At 72.5% G+C, this 14,933-nt stretch carries 19 protein-coding genes and 1 other RNA gene; 9 read left to right on the plus strand and 11 right to left on the minus strand.

Annotation, left to right across the window (positions count from 1 at the left end):
* The first annotated feature begins 10 nt into the window (after positions 1-10).
* Positions 11-520 (plus strand): GNAT family N-acetyltransferase, encoded by a 510-nt coding sequence (locus BLV24_RS04810; RefSeq protein ID WP_092679959.1) that lies wholly within the window; start codon positions 11-13, stop codon positions 518-520.
* Here the strand turns inward: BLV24_RS04810 and BLV24_RS04815 are convergent.
* The 9 genes from BLV24_RS04815 to phnG all read right to left on the minus strand — a co-directional run bounded on the left by BLV24_RS04815 (position 498) and on the right by phnG (position 7,396).
* On the minus strand, positions 498-947 hold the full coding sequence (locus BLV24_RS04815; RefSeq protein WP_092679960.1) for a VOC family protein: 450 nt from the start codon (positions 945-947) through the stop codon (positions 498-500). The genes BLV24_RS04810 and BLV24_RS04815 overlap by 23 nt on opposite strands.
* Before the next feature lie 146 nt (positions 948-1,093).
* A complete protein-coding gene (locus BLV24_RS04820) occupies positions 1,094-2,269 on the minus strand; it encodes an alpha-D-ribose 1-methylphosphonate 5-triphosphate diphosphatase (RefSeq protein WP_092679961.1) in 1,176 nt (391 codons plus the stop codon).
* Positions 2,266-2,826: a phosphonate metabolism protein/1,5-bisphosphokinase (PRPP-forming) PhnN gene (gene phnN, locus BLV24_RS04825; RefSeq protein ID WP_092679962.1), complete on the minus strand. Its 561-nt coding sequence runs from the start codon at positions 2,824-2,826 to the stop codon at positions 2,266-2,268. Before phnN ends, BLV24_RS04820 begins: the two co-directional genes overlap by 4 nt.
* Positions 2,826-3,512: a phosphonate C-P lyase system protein PhnL gene (gene phnL / locus BLV24_RS04830; protein ID WP_092679963.1), complete on the minus strand. Its 687-nt coding sequence runs from the start codon at positions 3,510-3,512 to the stop codon at positions 2,826-2,828. Before phnL ends, phnN begins: the two co-directional genes overlap by 1 nt.
* A 23-nt stretch (positions 3,513-3,535) precedes the next feature.
* On the minus strand, positions 3,536-4,309 hold the full coding sequence (gene phnK / locus BLV24_RS04835; RefSeq protein ID WP_092679964.1) for a phosphonate C-P lyase system protein PhnK: 774 nt from the start codon (positions 4,307-4,309) through the stop codon (positions 3,536-3,538).
* Positions 4,306-5,190, minus strand: a complete 885-nt coding sequence (locus BLV24_RS04840) for an alpha-D-ribose 1-methylphosphonate 5-phosphate C-P-lyase PhnJ (RefSeq protein ID WP_092679965.1) — start codon at positions 5,188-5,190, stop codon at positions 4,306-4,308. Before BLV24_RS04840 ends, phnK begins: the two co-directional genes overlap by 4 nt.
* Positions 5,187-6,293, minus strand: coding sequence for a carbon-phosphorus lyase complex subunit (locus BLV24_RS04845; protein ID WP_092679966.1), 1,107 nt, complete (start codon positions 6,291-6,293; stop codon positions 5,187-5,189). Before BLV24_RS04845 ends, BLV24_RS04840 begins: the two co-directional genes overlap by 4 nt.
* A 3-nt stretch (positions 6,294-6,296) precedes the next feature.
* Positions 6,297-6,929 carry a phosphonate C-P lyase system protein PhnH gene (phnH, locus tag BLV24_RS04850; RefSeq protein ID WP_092679967.1) on the minus strand — a complete coding sequence of 211 codons (633 nt, stop codon included), beginning with the start codon at positions 6,927-6,929 and terminating at the stop codon, positions 6,297-6,299.
* Positions 6,926-7,396, minus strand: coding sequence for a phosphonate C-P lyase system protein PhnG (phnG, locus tag BLV24_RS04855; protein ID WP_092679968.1), 471 nt, complete (start codon positions 7,394-7,396; stop codon positions 6,926-6,928). The genes phnH and phnG overlap by 4 nt, the downstream gene beginning before the upstream one ends.
* A gap of 99 nt (positions 7,397-7,495) precedes the next feature.
* Between phnG and phnF the strand changes: the two genes are divergently transcribed.
* The 6 genes from phnF to BLV24_RS04885 all read left to right on the plus strand — a co-directional run bounded on the left by phnF (position 7,496) and on the right by BLV24_RS04885 (position 13,028).
* Positions 7,496-8,356 carry a phosphonate metabolism transcriptional regulator PhnF gene (gene phnF / locus BLV24_RS04860; protein WP_092679969.1) on the plus strand — a complete coding sequence of 287 codons (861 nt, stop codon included), beginning with the start codon at positions 7,496-7,498 and terminating at the stop codon, positions 8,354-8,356.
* 369 nt (positions 8,357-8,725) lie between these two features.
* Positions 8,726-9,382, plus strand: coding sequence for a glutathione S-transferase family protein (locus BLV24_RS04865; protein ID WP_176954620.1), 657 nt, complete (start codon positions 8,726-8,728; stop codon positions 9,380-9,382).
* 77 nt (positions 9,383-9,459) lie between these two features.
* Positions 9,460-9,836, plus strand: a transfer-messenger RNA (tmRNA) gene (gene ssrA, locus BLV24_RS04870).
* A gap of 340 nt (positions 9,837-10,176) precedes the next feature.
* Positions 10,177-10,701 carry an SspB family protein gene (locus tag BLV24_RS04875; RefSeq protein ID WP_092679971.1) on the plus strand — a complete coding sequence of 175 codons (525 nt, stop codon included), beginning with the start codon at positions 10,177-10,179 and terminating at the stop codon, positions 10,699-10,701.
* A gap of 361 nt (positions 10,702-11,062) precedes the next feature.
* Positions 11,063-12,454 (plus strand): class II fumarate hydratase, encoded by a 1,392-nt coding sequence (gene fumC, locus BLV24_RS04880; RefSeq protein WP_092679972.1) that lies wholly within the window; start codon positions 11,063-11,065, stop codon positions 12,452-12,454.
* Positions 12,455-12,572: 118 nt separating this feature from the next.
* Positions 12,573-13,028, plus strand: a complete 456-nt coding sequence (locus tag BLV24_RS04885) for a GNAT family N-acetyltransferase (protein ID WP_092680275.1) — start codon at positions 12,573-12,575, stop codon at positions 13,026-13,028.
* A gap of 37 nt (positions 13,029-13,065) precedes the next feature.
* Here the strand turns inward: BLV24_RS04885 and BLV24_RS22775 are convergent, their stop codons facing one another.
* Entirely contained in the window at positions 13,066-13,197 is a 132-nt protein-coding gene (locus tag BLV24_RS22775; RefSeq protein WP_281242879.1) for a hypothetical protein, read from the minus strand.
* Positions 13,198-13,367: 170 nt separating this feature from the next.
* On the opposite strand from BLV24_RS22775, the gene BLV24_RS04890 reads away from it, so the two are divergent.
* Entirely contained in the window at positions 13,368-13,622 is a 255-nt protein-coding gene (locus BLV24_RS04890) for a DUF4169 family protein (protein ID WP_092679973.1), read from the plus strand.
* 49 nt (positions 13,623-13,671) lie between these two features.
* The gene (locus BLV24_RS04895; RefSeq protein ID WP_092679974.1) at positions 13,672-13,935 is read left to right on the plus strand and encodes a ribbon-helix-helix domain-containing protein; all 264 of its coding nucleotides are present in this window, start codon (positions 13,672-13,674) and stop codon (positions 13,933-13,935) included.
* A 248-nt stretch (positions 13,936-14,183) separates the two neighbouring features.
* On the opposite strand, the gene BLV24_RS04900 is transcribed toward BLV24_RS04895, so the two are convergent.
* A complete protein-coding gene (locus BLV24_RS04900; RefSeq protein WP_092679975.1) occupies positions 14,184-14,933 on the minus strand; it encodes a gamma-glutamylcyclotransferase in 750 nt (249 codons plus the stop codon).

Genomic DNA, 14,933 nt, shown 5'->3' on the forward strand with positions numbered 1-14,933 from the left:
GGAACCCTGCATGACCGCCGCACCCGAATCCGCACCCGCCCCCGAAGCCAGCTCCGTAGGCCGCCCGGCGCTGGACATCCGCCCCACCCATCCCGGCGCGCCCGAGGCGCTGGAGCTGATCGCGGGATCGGAGGCCGAGCTCGCCTCCATCTACCCGCCCGAAGTGCGCTTCGCCTTCTCCCCGCAGGAGCTGATCGACGCGGACGTGCATTTCGTGGTGGCCTGGGCGGAGGGGAAGCCGGTGGCCTGCGGCGGCTTCGCGCCGCTCGCCGGCTATGGCGAGCTGAAGCGCATGTACACCCGCCCCGAGGCCCGCGGCCGCCGCGTCGCCGCCGCCATCATCGCGGCGCTGGAGGCGGAGGCCCGCGCCCGCGGCCTGGACCTGATGCGGCTGGAGACCGGCGAGGACAGCCCCGAGGCGATCCGCGCCTATGAACGGGTGGGCTACGCCCGCCGCGGCCCCTTCGGCGACTACGAGGAGAACGGGTCGAGCGTGTTCATGGAGCGCCGGCTGGACTGATCCGGTCCGCCTGCCGGGCGACCTCGACCATGTTGCCGTCGGGGTCGTAGACGTAGACGCTCTCAAGCCGCCCCACCCGCCCGTCGCGCGGCGCGGGGCCGTCGGCGACATCCACCCCCAGCGCTGCGAAATGCGCCAGCCAGTCGGCCAGCGGCGCCGGCGTGAGCAGGCAGAAATGGCCCGAGCCGGTGACCGGGTTGGGCAGCGGAGGCATGCTCTGGCGGCCCTCGCGCAGCAGGCTGATCCGGGCGCCCGGCAGGTCGAGCTGGATGCGCGGCCCGTTGGGCGTGGGCATCGCCACGGCGACCGCGCCGAACACCCGCCCATACCAGTCCGCCGCCGCCTCGGGGTCGGCGACCACCAGCAGCAGATGGTCGAGACCTTCAAGCGGAGGCGGGGTCGGGGACGCGGGCGGGAACGGGGTCATGGCGGGCTCCGGACTGCGAGGGGCCTGCCATCCCTGCTCGCCCCGCAAGGCGATGGCAAGGGGTCAGGCGGCGCGCGAGGACAGGGCAAGGGGCGCGCGACGAGGCCCCCGCCCGCGCGCCCGGCCATTCGCCCTGTCGCGCCGGATCAGAGCCGCGCGCCCGCCACCCACATGCCGCGGATCACCGGGGACGCGTAACCCAGCTTCACCCGCACGAGATCCGCGCGCAGGCCGGGCGCGATCTCTCCCCGGTCGTCGAGCCCGGTGGCGCGCGCCGGAGCGCGGGTGACGGTGGCGAAGCCGCGGGCCATGTCGCCGCCCTCCTCCCCCAGCCGCACCGCGGCCATCAGCAGCGAGGACGGCGCGTAATCCGACGACAGGATGTCCAGCAGCCCCTCGGCCGCCAGGTCATGCGCCGCGACATTGCCGGAATGCGAGCCGCCGCGCAGCAGGTTGGGCGCGCCCATCATCACCGCGATGCCGGCGTCCTTGCAGGCGCGCGCGGCCTCCGGCGTGGTCGGGAATTCCGCCACCCTCGCGCCGTGACGGGCCGAGGCCTCCACATGGGAAACGTCGGTGTCGTCATGGCTGGCCAGCACGGCGCCGAGCGCCCGGCCCCGCGCCGCGGCGGCGTCCTCATGCGTGGCGCTGACCCGCGCGGAGAGGGCGGCGAGGAACGCCAGATACTCGTCCATGTCGGCGGTGGAGCGGCCGTATTTGCCCTCATGGTAGCGGCGCAGCTGGGACACGTCGCGGAACTGGCGGAAGCCCGGCGTGTGGTCCATCAGCGAGAGAATGCGGATCTCGTCCTCGGGGCCGAATTCGTCCAGCTCCTCGACCAGGGTTTCGGAGCAGATCTCGGCCCGCAGGTGCAGGAAATGCGAAATCCGCAGCGCCCCCGCCCGCTTGAGCCCGAGGATCGCGTCCGCCGCCTCGCGGGCGTAGCGGCCGTAATTGGCCTTCTGGAAGGAGATGACCGAGCCCACGCGGATGGCGTCGAAGACGGTGGCGATGCCGACGGAGGCGAGCTCGGCGTCATGGGCGATCACCGCGGCCTCGCGCGGCCAGGAGGCGCCGGGGCGGGGCTCGCAATGACGCTCGAGGTTGTCGGTGTGCAGTTCGATCAGGCCGGGGACGAGCAGGTCTCCGTCCAGATCCTCGCCGAGCCGGGAGGGGCCGGTGGCGATGTCGGCGATCCTGCCGTCGACCAGCCGGACGGAGCCGGTCACCACGTCGTCGGCCAGCACCAGGCGGGCGTTGGAAAGAACGGTTTCAGTCGCGGAAACAGGGGCCTGCGCGCGTTCGCTGAGATCGAGGGTCATGCGGGGCTCCGGTCGGGAAGGGCCAAGGGGGCGAGGGCGGCGAGGAAGACGGCGCGGGCGGAGTCGAGGTCGCCGCCATTGTCGATCGCGCGCACATCCGGGCCGGCGGGGGCGGCGAGGTCGGCGCGGGCGAGGCGCGCGGCGATCTGGGTCTCGGTCTCCCGGCCGCGGGCGGCGAGGCGGCGGGCCAGCGCCTCGGCCGGGGCGGTGATGGCGAGCACGCGGAGCGGCGCGTGGGCGGCGCGGGCGGCGGCGATCACGCCCCGCGAGACGTTGACCACCACCCCGCGGCCCGAGGCGAGGGCCGCGCCGGCCTCGGCCGGGATGCCGTAGGCGAGCCCGTGGGCGCGCCAGGACAGCAGGAACCCGCCCGCATCCTCCCTGCGCTCGAATTCCGCCAGGGGCATGAAATCATGGGCTTCTCCGCCGGCGTCGGCGGGGCGCGTGATGATCCGGGTCGGGAAGGCGAGGTCGGGGCGCGCGGCGCGGGCCGCGTCGATCAGCGAGTCCTTGCCGACCCCCGAGGGCCCGACCACCAGGTGCAGCGTGCCGCGCATCACGCGGCCTCCGACCGGGGGGAGAAGGCGCCGACATCGACGCTGCGGTCGCAGACCCGGGCCCGCGCCTCGGCGTCGTGGAAGATGCCGAGGATGGCGGCGCCGCGGGCCTTGGCCTCCGCGATCAGGTCGAGCACCACGCCCCGGTTCACCGGGTCGAGCGAGGCGGTCGGCTCGTCCAGCAGCAGCGCGGGATATTCATGGGCGAAACCGCGGGCGATGTTCACCCGCTGCTGCTCCCCGCCCGAGAAGGTCATGGGAGAAAGGCTCCACAACGCCTTGGGAACATTGAGACGGGAGAGGAGGTCGGCGGCCCGCGCCTCGGCCGCCCCGCGGGCGACGCCCAGCGACAGCAGCGGCTCCGCCACCACCTCCAGCGTCGGCACGCGCGGCACCACGCGCAGGAACTGGGAGACGTAGCCGAGCCGGTCGCGGCGCAGGGCCGAGATCTCACGCGGGGCGGCGCGGGTCAGCTCCAGCCCGGCGACGCGGATGCTGCCGGCCTGCGCGAGGTAATTGCCGTAAACCATCCGCATGACGGTGGATTTTCCCGAACCCGACGGCCCGGTGAGCGCCACGCACTCGCCCGGATCGACCCGGAAGCTCGCGCCCCGGATCACCGCCAGCACCTGGCCTCCCTGCTGATGCAGGGTGAAGGTCTTGGTCACATCGGCAAGTTCGATCATGGACTTGCTCCCCTTTCCTGCAATCACGCCTGAAGCACCGAGGACACCAGAAGCTGCGTATAGGGGTGCTGGGGATCGTCCAGCACCTGGTCCGTCAGCCCCGTCTCCACCCTGCGCCCGTCCTTCATCACCATCAGCCGGTCGGCCAGCAGCCGCACCACGGCGAGGTCATGGGTCACGATCACCGCCGACAGCCCCAGCTCGCGCACCAGCCCGCGGATCAGGTCCAGAAGCCGGGCCTGGACCGAGACGTCGAGCCCGCCGGTGGGCTCGTCCATGAACACCAGCCGCGGCCCGGTCACAAGGTTTCGGGCGATCTGCAACCGCTGCTGCATGCCCCCGGAAAACGCCGCGGGACGGTCGTCGACACGGCCTTCGTCAATCTCGACTTTCCCAAGCCAGTCAGTTGCTTGCGCGCGGATGTTCGCGTAGTTCCGCGCCCCCACCGCCATCAGCCGCTCGCCGACATTGGCCCCGGCGGAGACGGTCATGCGCAGCCCGTCCCGCGGGTTCTGGTGCACGAAGGCCCAGTCGGTGCGCATCAACATGCGGCGGCGGGGCTCCGACATCTCGCGGATGTCCACGGGGCCGAGATCGCGGGCGTCGTAGACCACCCGTCCCTCGTCCGGATCGCCCTGGCCGGAGATGCAGGAGAGCAGCGTGGATTTCCCCGAGCCGCTCTCGCCCACGATCCCCATGACCTCGCCGGGCCAGAGCTCGAAGCTCACGTCCTGGCAGCCGATGCGGGGGCCGTAGCGGCGGGTGACATGCTCGACCGACAGCAGCGGGGCGGTCATGCGGCTTCTCCTTCGGCGGGCGCGCCCATCGGGCCGCGATGGCCGGCCTCCAGACGCTCGCGGCAATGGTCGGTGTCGGAGCACACGAACATGCGCCCGCCGGCGTCGTCCACGATCACCTCGTCGAGATAGACGCCCGAGGCCGCGCAGATGGCGCAGTCGGCGTCAGCCCCGCCACGCTCGAACGGGTGGTCCTCGAAGTCGAGGCTGACCACCCGGGTGAAGGGCGGAATGGCGTGGATGCGCTGTTCACGTCCCGCGCCGAACAGTTGAAGCGCCGGGGAATTCGAGAGCTTGGGGTTGTCGAATTTGGGGATCGGGCTGGGGTCCATCACGAAGCGGCCCTCGACCAGCACCGGGTAGGCGTAGGCGGTGGCGATATGGCCGTGACGGGCGATGTCCTCGTAGAGCTTCACATGCATCAACCCGTATTCGGCGAGCGCGTGCATCTTGCGGGTCTCGGTCTCACGCGGTTCGAGAAAGCGCAGGGGCTCGGGGATCGGCACCTGGTAGACGAGGATCTGGCCGGCCTCGAGATCCCGCTCGGGGATGCGGTGGCGGGTCTGGATGACGGTCGCCTCGGCTGTCTTCTCGGTTACGGAAATCCCCGCAACCTTCTGGAAGAACTTGCGGATGGAGACCGCGTTGGTGGTGTCGTCCGCGCCCTGGTCGATGACTTTCAGGGTGTCTTCGGGGGTGAGCGTCGCCGCCGTCACCTGCACGCCGCCCGTCCCCCAGCCATAGGGCATGGGCATCTCGCGCGACGCGAAGGGGACCTGGTAGCCGGGGATCGCGACCGCCTTCAGCAGCGCGCGGCGGATCATGCGCTTGGTCTGCTCGTCGAGATAGGCGAAGTTGTATTCGGTGTCCTGCGGGGTCATTCCGCGGCCTCCTTCACGGGGTCCGGGCCGGCCGCAGCCTCGCGGCGCAGGGTGCGGATCAGCTCCAGCTCGGCCTGGAAATCGACGTAGTGGGGCAGCTTGATATGCTCCAGAAATCCGGTGGCCTGGATGTTGTCGCAATGGCTCAGGACGAATTCCTCATCCTGCGCCGGAGCGCCTGCGAAGTCCTCGCCCAGCTCCTGCCAGCGCATCGCGCGGTCGACCAGCGCCATGGAGATCGCCTTGCGCTCGCAATGGCCCAAGGTCAGGCCGTAGCCGCGGGTGAACTGCGGGGGCTCGGTCTTCGAGCCGGCGAACTGGTTCACGGTCTCGCATTCGGTCAGTTCGATATCGCCGATTTCGACGGCGAAGCCGAGCTCGGGGATCTCGGCCTCCACCGCCACCACGCCGACCCTCAACTCGCCCACGAAGGGGTGATTGCGGCCGTAGCCGCGCTGGGTGGAATAGGCGAGCGACAGCGTGAAGCCCTCGTCGGCGCGGGCCAGGGCCTGCAGGCGCAGGGCGCGTGTGGCCGGGAAGGCGAGCGGCTGGCGGGTGAGGTCGGGGGGCGCGCCGGCGCCCGCATCCTCGCGCTCGGGCTGCAACAGGCCCTCGGCGTCGAGGAACTCCGCGATATGCGGCGTGCGGGGCGGCGGCGGCGCTTCGGCGGTTTCCGCTTGCGGGTTGGCCTGCGCCTCCGCGGCCAGCGAGAAATCGATCAGCCGATGAGTGTAGTCGAAGGTCGGCCCCAGCACCTGCCCGCCCGGCGCGTCCTTGAAGGTGGCCGAGACCCGGCGCGACACGGCCATGGCGCCGGTGTCCAGCGGCTCGGAGGCGCCGAAGCGCGGCAGGGTCGTGCGATAGGCGCGGATCAGGAAGATCGCCTCGATCAGGTCGCCGCGCGCCTGCTTGATGGCGAGCGCGGCGAGGTCGGGATCGTGCAGCGAGCCCTCGGCCATCACCCGGTTCACGGCGAGCGTCATCTGCTCGCGGATCTGGGGGACGGAGAGTTCGGGCACGGAGACGTCGCCGCGCCGCGCCTCGGCCAGCCAGGCATGGGCGTTGTCGATGGCGCGTTCGCCGCCCTTGACCGCGACATACATGGCTCAGCCCTCCTTGCGCGTGATGCGGGTGGTGCGCGGCAGGCCCGCGACCCGGTCGCCGGCGACGAGGAACAGGTCGCGGCCCTGCGGGAACAGCGCCCGGTTGGGGGCGTGGAGGGCGGCGACGGCTTCGGGGAGCGTCAGTGTCGCGGCGCCGTCGATGCCGGGGCCGGCGAGGGTCAGGGGCGCGCCCTCGAAACCGGGGAGCAGGACCACGAGGGTCGCGGAGGCGTCGGGATATTCGGGGGAGCCGATGGAGAAGGCGTCGAGCGCCTCGGCCAGCGCCGCGGGGGCGCCGAAGGCGAAGGCCGCTTCGGCCGCGTCCTCGGTCAGCGCGGCGTTGCAGTGGAAGGTCAGCCAGGCGCGCAGGTCCGGGGCGCGCAGCTCGGGAGCGAGCCAGACCGGGGTTTCGCCGTCGCAGAGCGCGAGCGCGAGCGCGCCGGCGGCCTCGGGGAACGGCGCGGGCGGGGTCGCGCCGGGGAGGCGGTTGATGCGGCCGGGGCGGGACAGCGCGTCGAGCAGCGCGCGGAAGGCGCGGGCGGCGTCGAGCGGCGGTTGGGCGAAGCCGCCTTCCAGCGCGGAGCCGGGGGCGGGAACGGGGACGGGAACTGGGGCGGAGCCGGGAGCGGCGGTCATGCGTTCTCTCCGCGAACCATGGTGAAGAACTCGACCCTTGTGGCCGCGGCGCGGGCGGCGCGGGCGGCGGCGCGGGCCTCGGCCTCCTGCGCCAGCGGGTCTAGGATGGCGGCGCGGACCGTCGGGGCGGCCTCGGTCCGCATGAGCGCGTCGCAGAGCGCGGCGATGCGCGCCTTCTCCTTGCCGCGCCCCTGGACCATGGCGTGACCGACGGTTCCGCAGGCGAGGCGAAGGGCGCAGCGGGTGGCGGTCATCTCGCCCAGGTTGAAGGGCGCGCCGACCGCGCCGGCCCGGCCGCGCAGCATCACCGCGCCGGCCTCGGGCGGGCGCAGCCAGGCGTGCTCGGGCGCGAGCCCCGCGGCGGACCAGAGCGCTTCGAGGCGCGCTTCGGGCGCCTTGGCCAGCAGCGACATCCAGGCCTTGCGGGCCTCGATCTCCGGCGAGGGGGGAGCGTCTGGATCATTCATGTCGACAGGTCGCTTTTTTGTCTAGCCAACTAGATAACTGCACAAATATGGTATGGACCTGACAGGACGAGGTTTCAATCTGAAAAGGGTGACGTTCACATGACAGTCGGCGCAGACGGGCCGCCCCGCGAGCTTCCGGGCGGGGGGGGAGCGCGAGAGGAGACGGGCGGCGAGGCGGGCGGCGAAACGGGCGGGGTCCCGGCGCCGGAGCCGGGGCTTGAGGCCGCCGACCCGAACCAGCCGCTCTGGGCGCGCATCCGCGACGTGCTGGCGGCCGAGATCCAGGGCAAACGCTGGGCGACGGGGGAACGCATGCCCTCGGAGACGGCGCTGGCCACGCGTTTCGGGGTCAACCGCCACACCCTGCGCCGGGCCATGGCGGCGCTGTCGGAGGCGGGCATGGTGCATGTGCGCCGCGGCGCGGGGGCGGTGGTCACCCATGCCGCGACCGACTACCCGATTTCGCGCCGGCCGCGCTTCACCGCCTCGCTGAAGGCGGCCGGGCGCAGCCCCGAGCGGCGGTTCCTGCGGCTGGAGACCGTCGCGCCGTCGAAGGCCGAGGCCGAGATGCTGGCCCTGCGCCGCGACGGGCGGGTGCATGTCACCGAGACGCTGAACACGCTGGACGGGGCGCCGGTGGCCTATTCGCGCTCGGTCTACCCGGCCGAGCCCCTGCCCCGCTTCCTCGACGCGCTGCGCGAGAGCGGGTCGGTGACCGAGGCGCTGGCCCGCGGCGGCGTGCCGGACTACACGCGGTTGTGGACCCGGATGACGGCGCAGCGGGCGGGGGCGCTGATCGCGCATCACCTGATGGCGCCCGAGGCGACGCCGCTGCTGCGCGCCGAGAGCCTGAGCGCGGACGGCGCGGGGCGGCCGGTGGAATACGGGCTGACCTGGTTTTTCACCGACCGCATGCCGATCCTGGTCTCCGAGCCGCCCGAGGGCGCCGACGAGCGCTGAGGCCCGCCCCTGACCCCGCGCCCGTCTCCACCCTCGGGCGCGGCGCCGGCGGAGAGGTCGGAGGCGCCGCGCATAGGTTCCGCGGGCGGAATGCGCGCGACCGCGGCGCGCGGAACCCGGGGCGAGGGTGGCGGAGGTCGCCGGGGCCGGAGGCACGAGCGAAACGGCTTGGGGCCGTCTGGCCTGCGGGGCGCGCTCGCGACCGGCGACCTTGAAGCCTGCGCACGGTCTCGGCGCGCCGCGGGCGGGCGGGCGCCGCAAGCGCGCGCTCGACGCGGCGCCTGCTGGCGTCCGGGGCGGCCGCGTGCTTTTTCTGTCGGGATCGCGCCTCACCCGCCCCGCCGCCCCCGAACGGAAGGATCCTCCCGCTTGAAACTGGTTCTCTACGGCGTCGCCGTCTCCGCCTTCGTGGCCAAGGTGCGCATCGCGCTCGACTTCAAGGGCCTGGACTTCGAGGAACGCACGCCGCCGGGCGGCTACGGCTCGGCGGACTACCGGGCGATCGTGCCGGCGGGCTCCGTGCCCGGACTGACTGCGGAGGGGGCGCCCCTGCACGAATCGAACGCCATCCTGGAGTTCCTGGAGGAGATCGCGCCCGCCCCCGCGCTGCTGCCCGAGGGCGCGCTGGCCCGCGCCCGCGTCCGCGCCCTGCTGGGTTTTCACGACCAGCGCGTCGAGGCCGCGACCCGCGCGCTGTTCCCGGTGGTCAAGCGCGACTGGCGGGCCGAACCCGAGACCGTCGAGACCGCCTGCGCCGCCATCGAGGCCGCGCTGATGCGGCTGGACGAGCTCGACGCCCCGGCGCAGCTGCTGTCCGGGGCCGCCCCGAGCTTCGCCGACATCGCCTATCCCTGCACGGTGCAGATGGCGCGGATGCTGGGGGCGGAGATGGCGCGCCCGGTGAGCGCGCCGCCCCGGGTGGAGGCCTGGGTGGAGGCCGCCTCCGCCCTGCCCGCCGTCGCCCGTTCGCTGGAGATCCACCGCGCGGCGATGGAGACGTGGATGGCGGGATTCCGCCCCCGCTGATCCGCGCCGGGCGGCCCGCCCCCGAGCCAACCCCTGAACCAACCCCCGCGACATGTTCGCGGTTTTCCCCCGCCGCGCCCCTTTTCATGGGCGGGTCGGGGGGCTATATAAGCTCTGTCTCCCATCCGGGGGACTATGGCGATAAACGCGCACGTAATAAGCGGCTCGGACCCGGGGGCGGTACCCGGCGGCTCCACCAATATCCCTGCCATCGGTCATTGACGATGGGGTTCGGGGAAGCGAGGGGCCGAAACAGGATCGACGGACGTCTAAAGGTGTTAGCTTTCGCTCGGCAGGATGCCACCGTTACCGGCTCAAATTGTACAGTTGCCAATGACAACCGTGCTCCGGTGGCCGTCGCTGCGTAACGCAGCTTAAACCACCGAACTTCAAGTCCCTGGGCTTAGCCGTTCAGGGCGGGGCTCGCAGGCGCCTGGCAACAGAAGCCTGCACTAATCCCCCCCTTCCGATCTGTTCCGGCGACAAGCTCCGGCATCCGGCCCCGCTGCGCCTTTTCGGGACGCGGCGCGCCGTTCCCGTCCCGGCCCGAGACGCCCGGCCCGGGCCCGCGACCCGCCTCAGCCTGCGGCGCAGGGGCGCGGCGCGGAGGGCATGGTTCTCGGCCGGACGGGTTTCGCTCGCGTCGCCCCGGCGTTAAGGCTTTGCAAACCCCTGTCGACCGAAGGTTCTCCGGCGTCTGGCGGGGGCGGGCCGCGCGACCCGCCGCTCCGCCTTCCACCTGCCGCCGAATCGGATAAGGTCGGCCCGTTCTCCTTCGCCGCCGGGATATACGCATGAGCTCCGACCCCCTCGACTACGGCCGCCTGATGCAGCACGCGCTTCGCGGCGTGGTGCGCGAAGCGCTGGGCGTCGCGGCCGAAACCGGCCTGCCGGGGGAGCACCACTTCTATGTCAGCTTCGACACCTCGCACCCCGGGGTGTCCATGCCCGACTGGCTCGCCGCCCAGTATCCGGAGGAGCTGACCATCGTGCTCCAGCACGAATACTGGGACCTCGCGGTGACGCAGGAGCGGTTCTCGGTCGGGCTCAGCTTTTCCGAGCGGCCGGCGATGCTGACCGTGCCCTTCGACGCCATCCTGACCTTCGTCGACCCCCATGCCGAGTTCGGCCTGAAGTTCGACCCGCAGGAGGGCGACGAGGACGACGAGGACGGCGTGCTGCTGACCGCCCCCGGCGGCTTCGACGACGATGAGGACGACGACGGCGACGGCCCCGATGGCGGCCCCGGCGGCGGCGAAAAGCCCCGCCCCGCCGGCGGCGGCGAAGTGGTCAGCCTGGACCGGTTCCGCAAGTCCTGAGCCTAGGTCGGGCCGGGTCGGCGCGGGCCGGGACTGGGCGACGCGGCGAGAATACGCCGACGCCGGCCCTTCCGGCCTCGACGCACCGGCGCCAGCCCTGTCGGCGCATCTCGCCCTGCCCCGACGACTCGCTGCGCGCGCCCGGCGCGCGACGCGATTGCGCTTGAGACCGGCCCCCGCGCCGTGAAATGCTCCGCCCCGCAGACGCGCGGGGGCGGCGCATTTTACGCGACGCCCCGTTGCCGCTGACTGCACACGACAGTATACGAAGCCGCGACGCCCGCGCGCCGCCCGCGAACGGGACCCAGGACCGCGACCCGCGCCCTCGTCGCCCGGAATTCCACGCCAGGAGGCTCCGCCCATGACCGCCACCCGCACCGAGACCGACAGCTTCGGCCCGCTCGAGGTTCCCTCGGACAAGTACTGGGGCGCGCAGACCCAGCGCTCGATCATCAACTTCCCCATCGGATGGGAGAAGCAGCCGGTCCCGATCATCCGCGCGCTGGGCGTGGTCAAGAAGGCCTGCGCCATGGCCAACAAGGCCAATGGCGACATGGAGGCGGAGATCGCCGACGCCATCATCGCCGCCGCCTCGGAGGTGATCGAGGGCAGGTTCGACGACAACTTCCCGCTGGTGGTCTGGCAGACCGGCTCCGGCACCCAGTCCAACATGAACGCCAACGAGGTGATCTCCAACCGCGCCATCGAGATGCTGGGCGGGACCATGGGCTCCAAGAAGCCGGTGCACCCCAACGACCACTGCAACATGGGCCAGTCGTCCAACGACACCTTCCCCACCGCGATGCATGTGGCCATCGCCATGCAGGCCCGCGACGGGCTGCTGCCCAACCTGCGCAAGCTGCACGCGGCGCTGGAGGCCAAGTCGGAGGCCTTCAAGGACATCATCAAGATCGGCCGCACCCATACCCAGGACGCGACCCCCCTGACGCTGGGCCAGGAGTTCTCCGGCTACGCCCACCAGGTCGCCAAGGGCATCGCGCGGATCGAGGCCTGCCTGCCCGACATCCACGAGCTGGCGCAGGGCGGCACCGCGGTCGGCACCGGGCTGAACACCCGGAAGGGCTGGGGCGAGGCCGTGGCCGCGAACATGGCCGAGATCACCGGCCTGCCCTTCGTCACCGCCCCCAACAAGTTCGAGGCGCTGGCCGCCCATGACGCGATGGTCATGTTCTCGGGCGCGCTGAAGACGGTGGCGGCGAGCCTGTTCAAGATCGCCAACGACATCCGCCTGCTGGGCTCCGGCCCGCGCTCGGGTCTGGGCGAGCTGATCCTGCCGGAGAACGAGCCGGGCTCCTCGATCATGCCGGGCAAGGTCAACCCGACCCAGGCCGAGGCCCTGACCATGGTCTGCGCGCATGTCATGGGCAATGACGCGGCCATCGGCTTCGCGGGCTCGCAGGGGCATTTCGAGCTGAACGTCTACAACCCGATGATGTCCTACAACGTGCTGCAGTCGATGCAGCTTCTGGGCGACTCGGCCTCGGCCTTCACCGACAACATGGTGGTGGGCATCGAGGCCAACGAGGCCCGGATCGAGAAGCTGATGAAGGAGAGCCTGATGCTGGTCACCGCGCTCGCCCCCACCATCGGCTACGACAACGCCACCAAGGTCGCCAAGACCGCCCACAAGAACGGCACGACCCTGAAGGAAGAGGCGATCGCGCTGGGCTTCGTGGACGCGGAGACCTTCGACCGCGTGGTGCGTCCCGAGGACATGATCGGCCCGAAGTGAGGGTCGCGTGACCGAGGCGCGGGATGCCGCCAACCGGGACTCGGCGAACCGGGATTGGGCGGACCAGGATTCGGGGGGCGGCGCTTCGGCGCCGCCCTTCGGCGTTGAGGCCTTCGTCATGCGTGCCGCGGTCGAGGCCGACGCCCCGGCGCTCGCCGCCATCGCGCGGGCGGCCTACGCGCCCTATGTTCCGCGGCTGGGGTTCGAGCCGCCGCCGATGCGCCAGGACTTCCCCGCCGACATCGCCGCTGGGCGGGTCTGGGCGGCGGAATGGGCCGATGGCGGCGGGAGGGACGGCTTGGGGCTTCTGGGCTATGCGGTCGCCCGTCCCGAGGGCCCTGACTGGATGATCGAGAACGTGGCCCGCGCGCCCGACGGCCCTCGGGGGCTGGGCCGGGCGCTGATCGCTTTCGCGGAGGCGGAGGGGCGGGCGCGCGGCTTCGCGCGGGTCGTGCTCTACACCAACGCCGCGATGACCGAGAACCAGGCGCTCTACCCCCGCCTCGGCTATCTCGAGACCGGACGGCGGGAGGAGAACGGGCTGTCGCGGGTGTTCTACGCCAGGGACCTCTGACGGGCGCGGCCTGCGCGGGGCCCGCCCGCGGACCGGCTCAGCGTTGCGACATGCTGGTGCCGTGGGTCGGGGGGCCGATCTCGATATCGCCCGAGCAGCCGGCGAGGACGAGGGCTGCGAGCAGCGCGGCGAGGCCGGCGGGGCGAGGGAGGCGTGCGGGGCGGGTCATGGGCGCGTCCAGTTCGGGTCGGGAGAGGCGCGCGGGCGCGCGCTTCGGGAAAAATCGGTTCGAACAGGGACGGTTGCAAGGGCGCGAAACGTCGGATCGCGCCCTTGTGCGCGGGGCGAAGCGGGCTCAGATTGGCGGCGAATGGCGGCAGGCGAGGACGGGAGAGCCCGATGGCGGACATCCTCAATCTCAGGCAGGCGCGCAAGCGCAGGGCCCGCGACGCGGCGCGGCGCGAGGGCGACGCCAACGCGGTCAAGCATGGCCGCTCCAAGGCCGCGCGAAGGCTGGATGCGGCGGTGACGTCGCTGGAGACGCGGCGGCTCGACGGTCATCGCCGGGATCGCGAGGCGCCGGACCCCCAGACGGACCCCGATACGGGCGCCGACGACGCGCCGGGATCGGCGGGGCCGGACGAGCGTGACTGACCCGAGCGCGCCGGCGCCGGACGCGGCGCCTGAGGCCGATCCCCCGCCCGTGGCCGCCGCCGCCGCCGCCGGCGACCGGGCGCAGACCCATCCCGACTACGCCCCGCCCGAAAAGCGCTCGCTGACCCTGCGCGGGCATCGCAGTTCGGTGACGCTGGAGCCCGACTTCTGGATGGCGTTCCGGGGTCTGGCGGCGGCGCGGGGGCTGGCGATCAACGCGCTGGCCGTGGAGATCGACGAGGCGCGCCCGCCGGATGTCGGTCTCGCCACCGCCATCCGCCTCTATGTGCTGGAGAATGTCCGGAGCGCCTGAAGGCGGCCCGCCCAAGGCGCCGCGACCGACCGGACGCGGGTTTCACCCGGGCGCCCGCGGCGCGCGGAACCGCGGGCGCTTGCGGCGCCGTCTCCGTCCCCCCCGTCTCCCCCTCCGCCCCCGCGCGGCGCTTCGGGCATGGCAACGCCTGACAGGCGCGCCCCCCTCGCCGCGCGCCGCGGGCGGGGCCTCGACAGCGGCGCCGAGGTCGACGCGGCGCTCCCCCCGCGCGCGGCCAGGCGGCGTCTTCAGGCCACGGGCGCCTCGCCGGCGGCCTCGCGGACCATGCGCAGCAGCTCGGTCATCTCGGGGTCGTCGATGCCCAGCGCGTGCAGGCTGTCGAGCAGGTTCTCCAGGTACTCGCGGTTGGTGCCCAGCCGGCCCTCGGCCACCGCGATCCGCGACGCCCGCTCGCGCTGGGAGAGGTCGCCCACATAGCGCTCATGCCGCGCGTCGGCGAGGAAGGCGATGGCCTCCACCGGGCCCTGCGGCGTCTCCAGCGGCACGATCGCGGGGTGATAGGTGCCGGCGATCATCTCGCGCATCCACATGATCCGCGTCTCCTCGTCGGCGATGGCGGCGGGCAGCCGCATCGCCACGCCCTCGCAGGCATGGCCGGGATCCGCGTCCAGCGCCGCCATCAGCCCCGGCGCGTCCGGGGAGCCGCGTCCGCCTTCGAGATGCAGGCAGAAGGCCCGCCGGAACCCGGCCAGCCGCGCGCGCCGGAATTCGGCGGCGTGGATCGCCGGGTCCCAGATCAGCGAGCCGTAGCCGAAGACCCACAGATCCTCGCCCCCGCGCCCGTCCAGCAGCGCGTGGCGGGTGGCCTCGCGCATGTCGTCGGGGATGCGCCAGTCGGGGTCGCCGCCGTCGACCCGGATCTGCGCGTCGAGTTCGGCGATGCGGGCCTCCATGTCGCGGAAGCGCGAGGTCTCCGGGTCCTGGATGCGGCCTTCGAGGCCGGGGCAATGGCGGAAGACGTCGGGGGCGAAAGGCAT

It is taken from the genome of Albimonas donghaensis, assembly GCF_900106695.1.
Taxonomy (GTDB): Bacteria; Pseudomonadota; Alphaproteobacteria; order Rhodobacterales; family Rhodobacteraceae; genus Albimonas; species Albimonas donghaensis.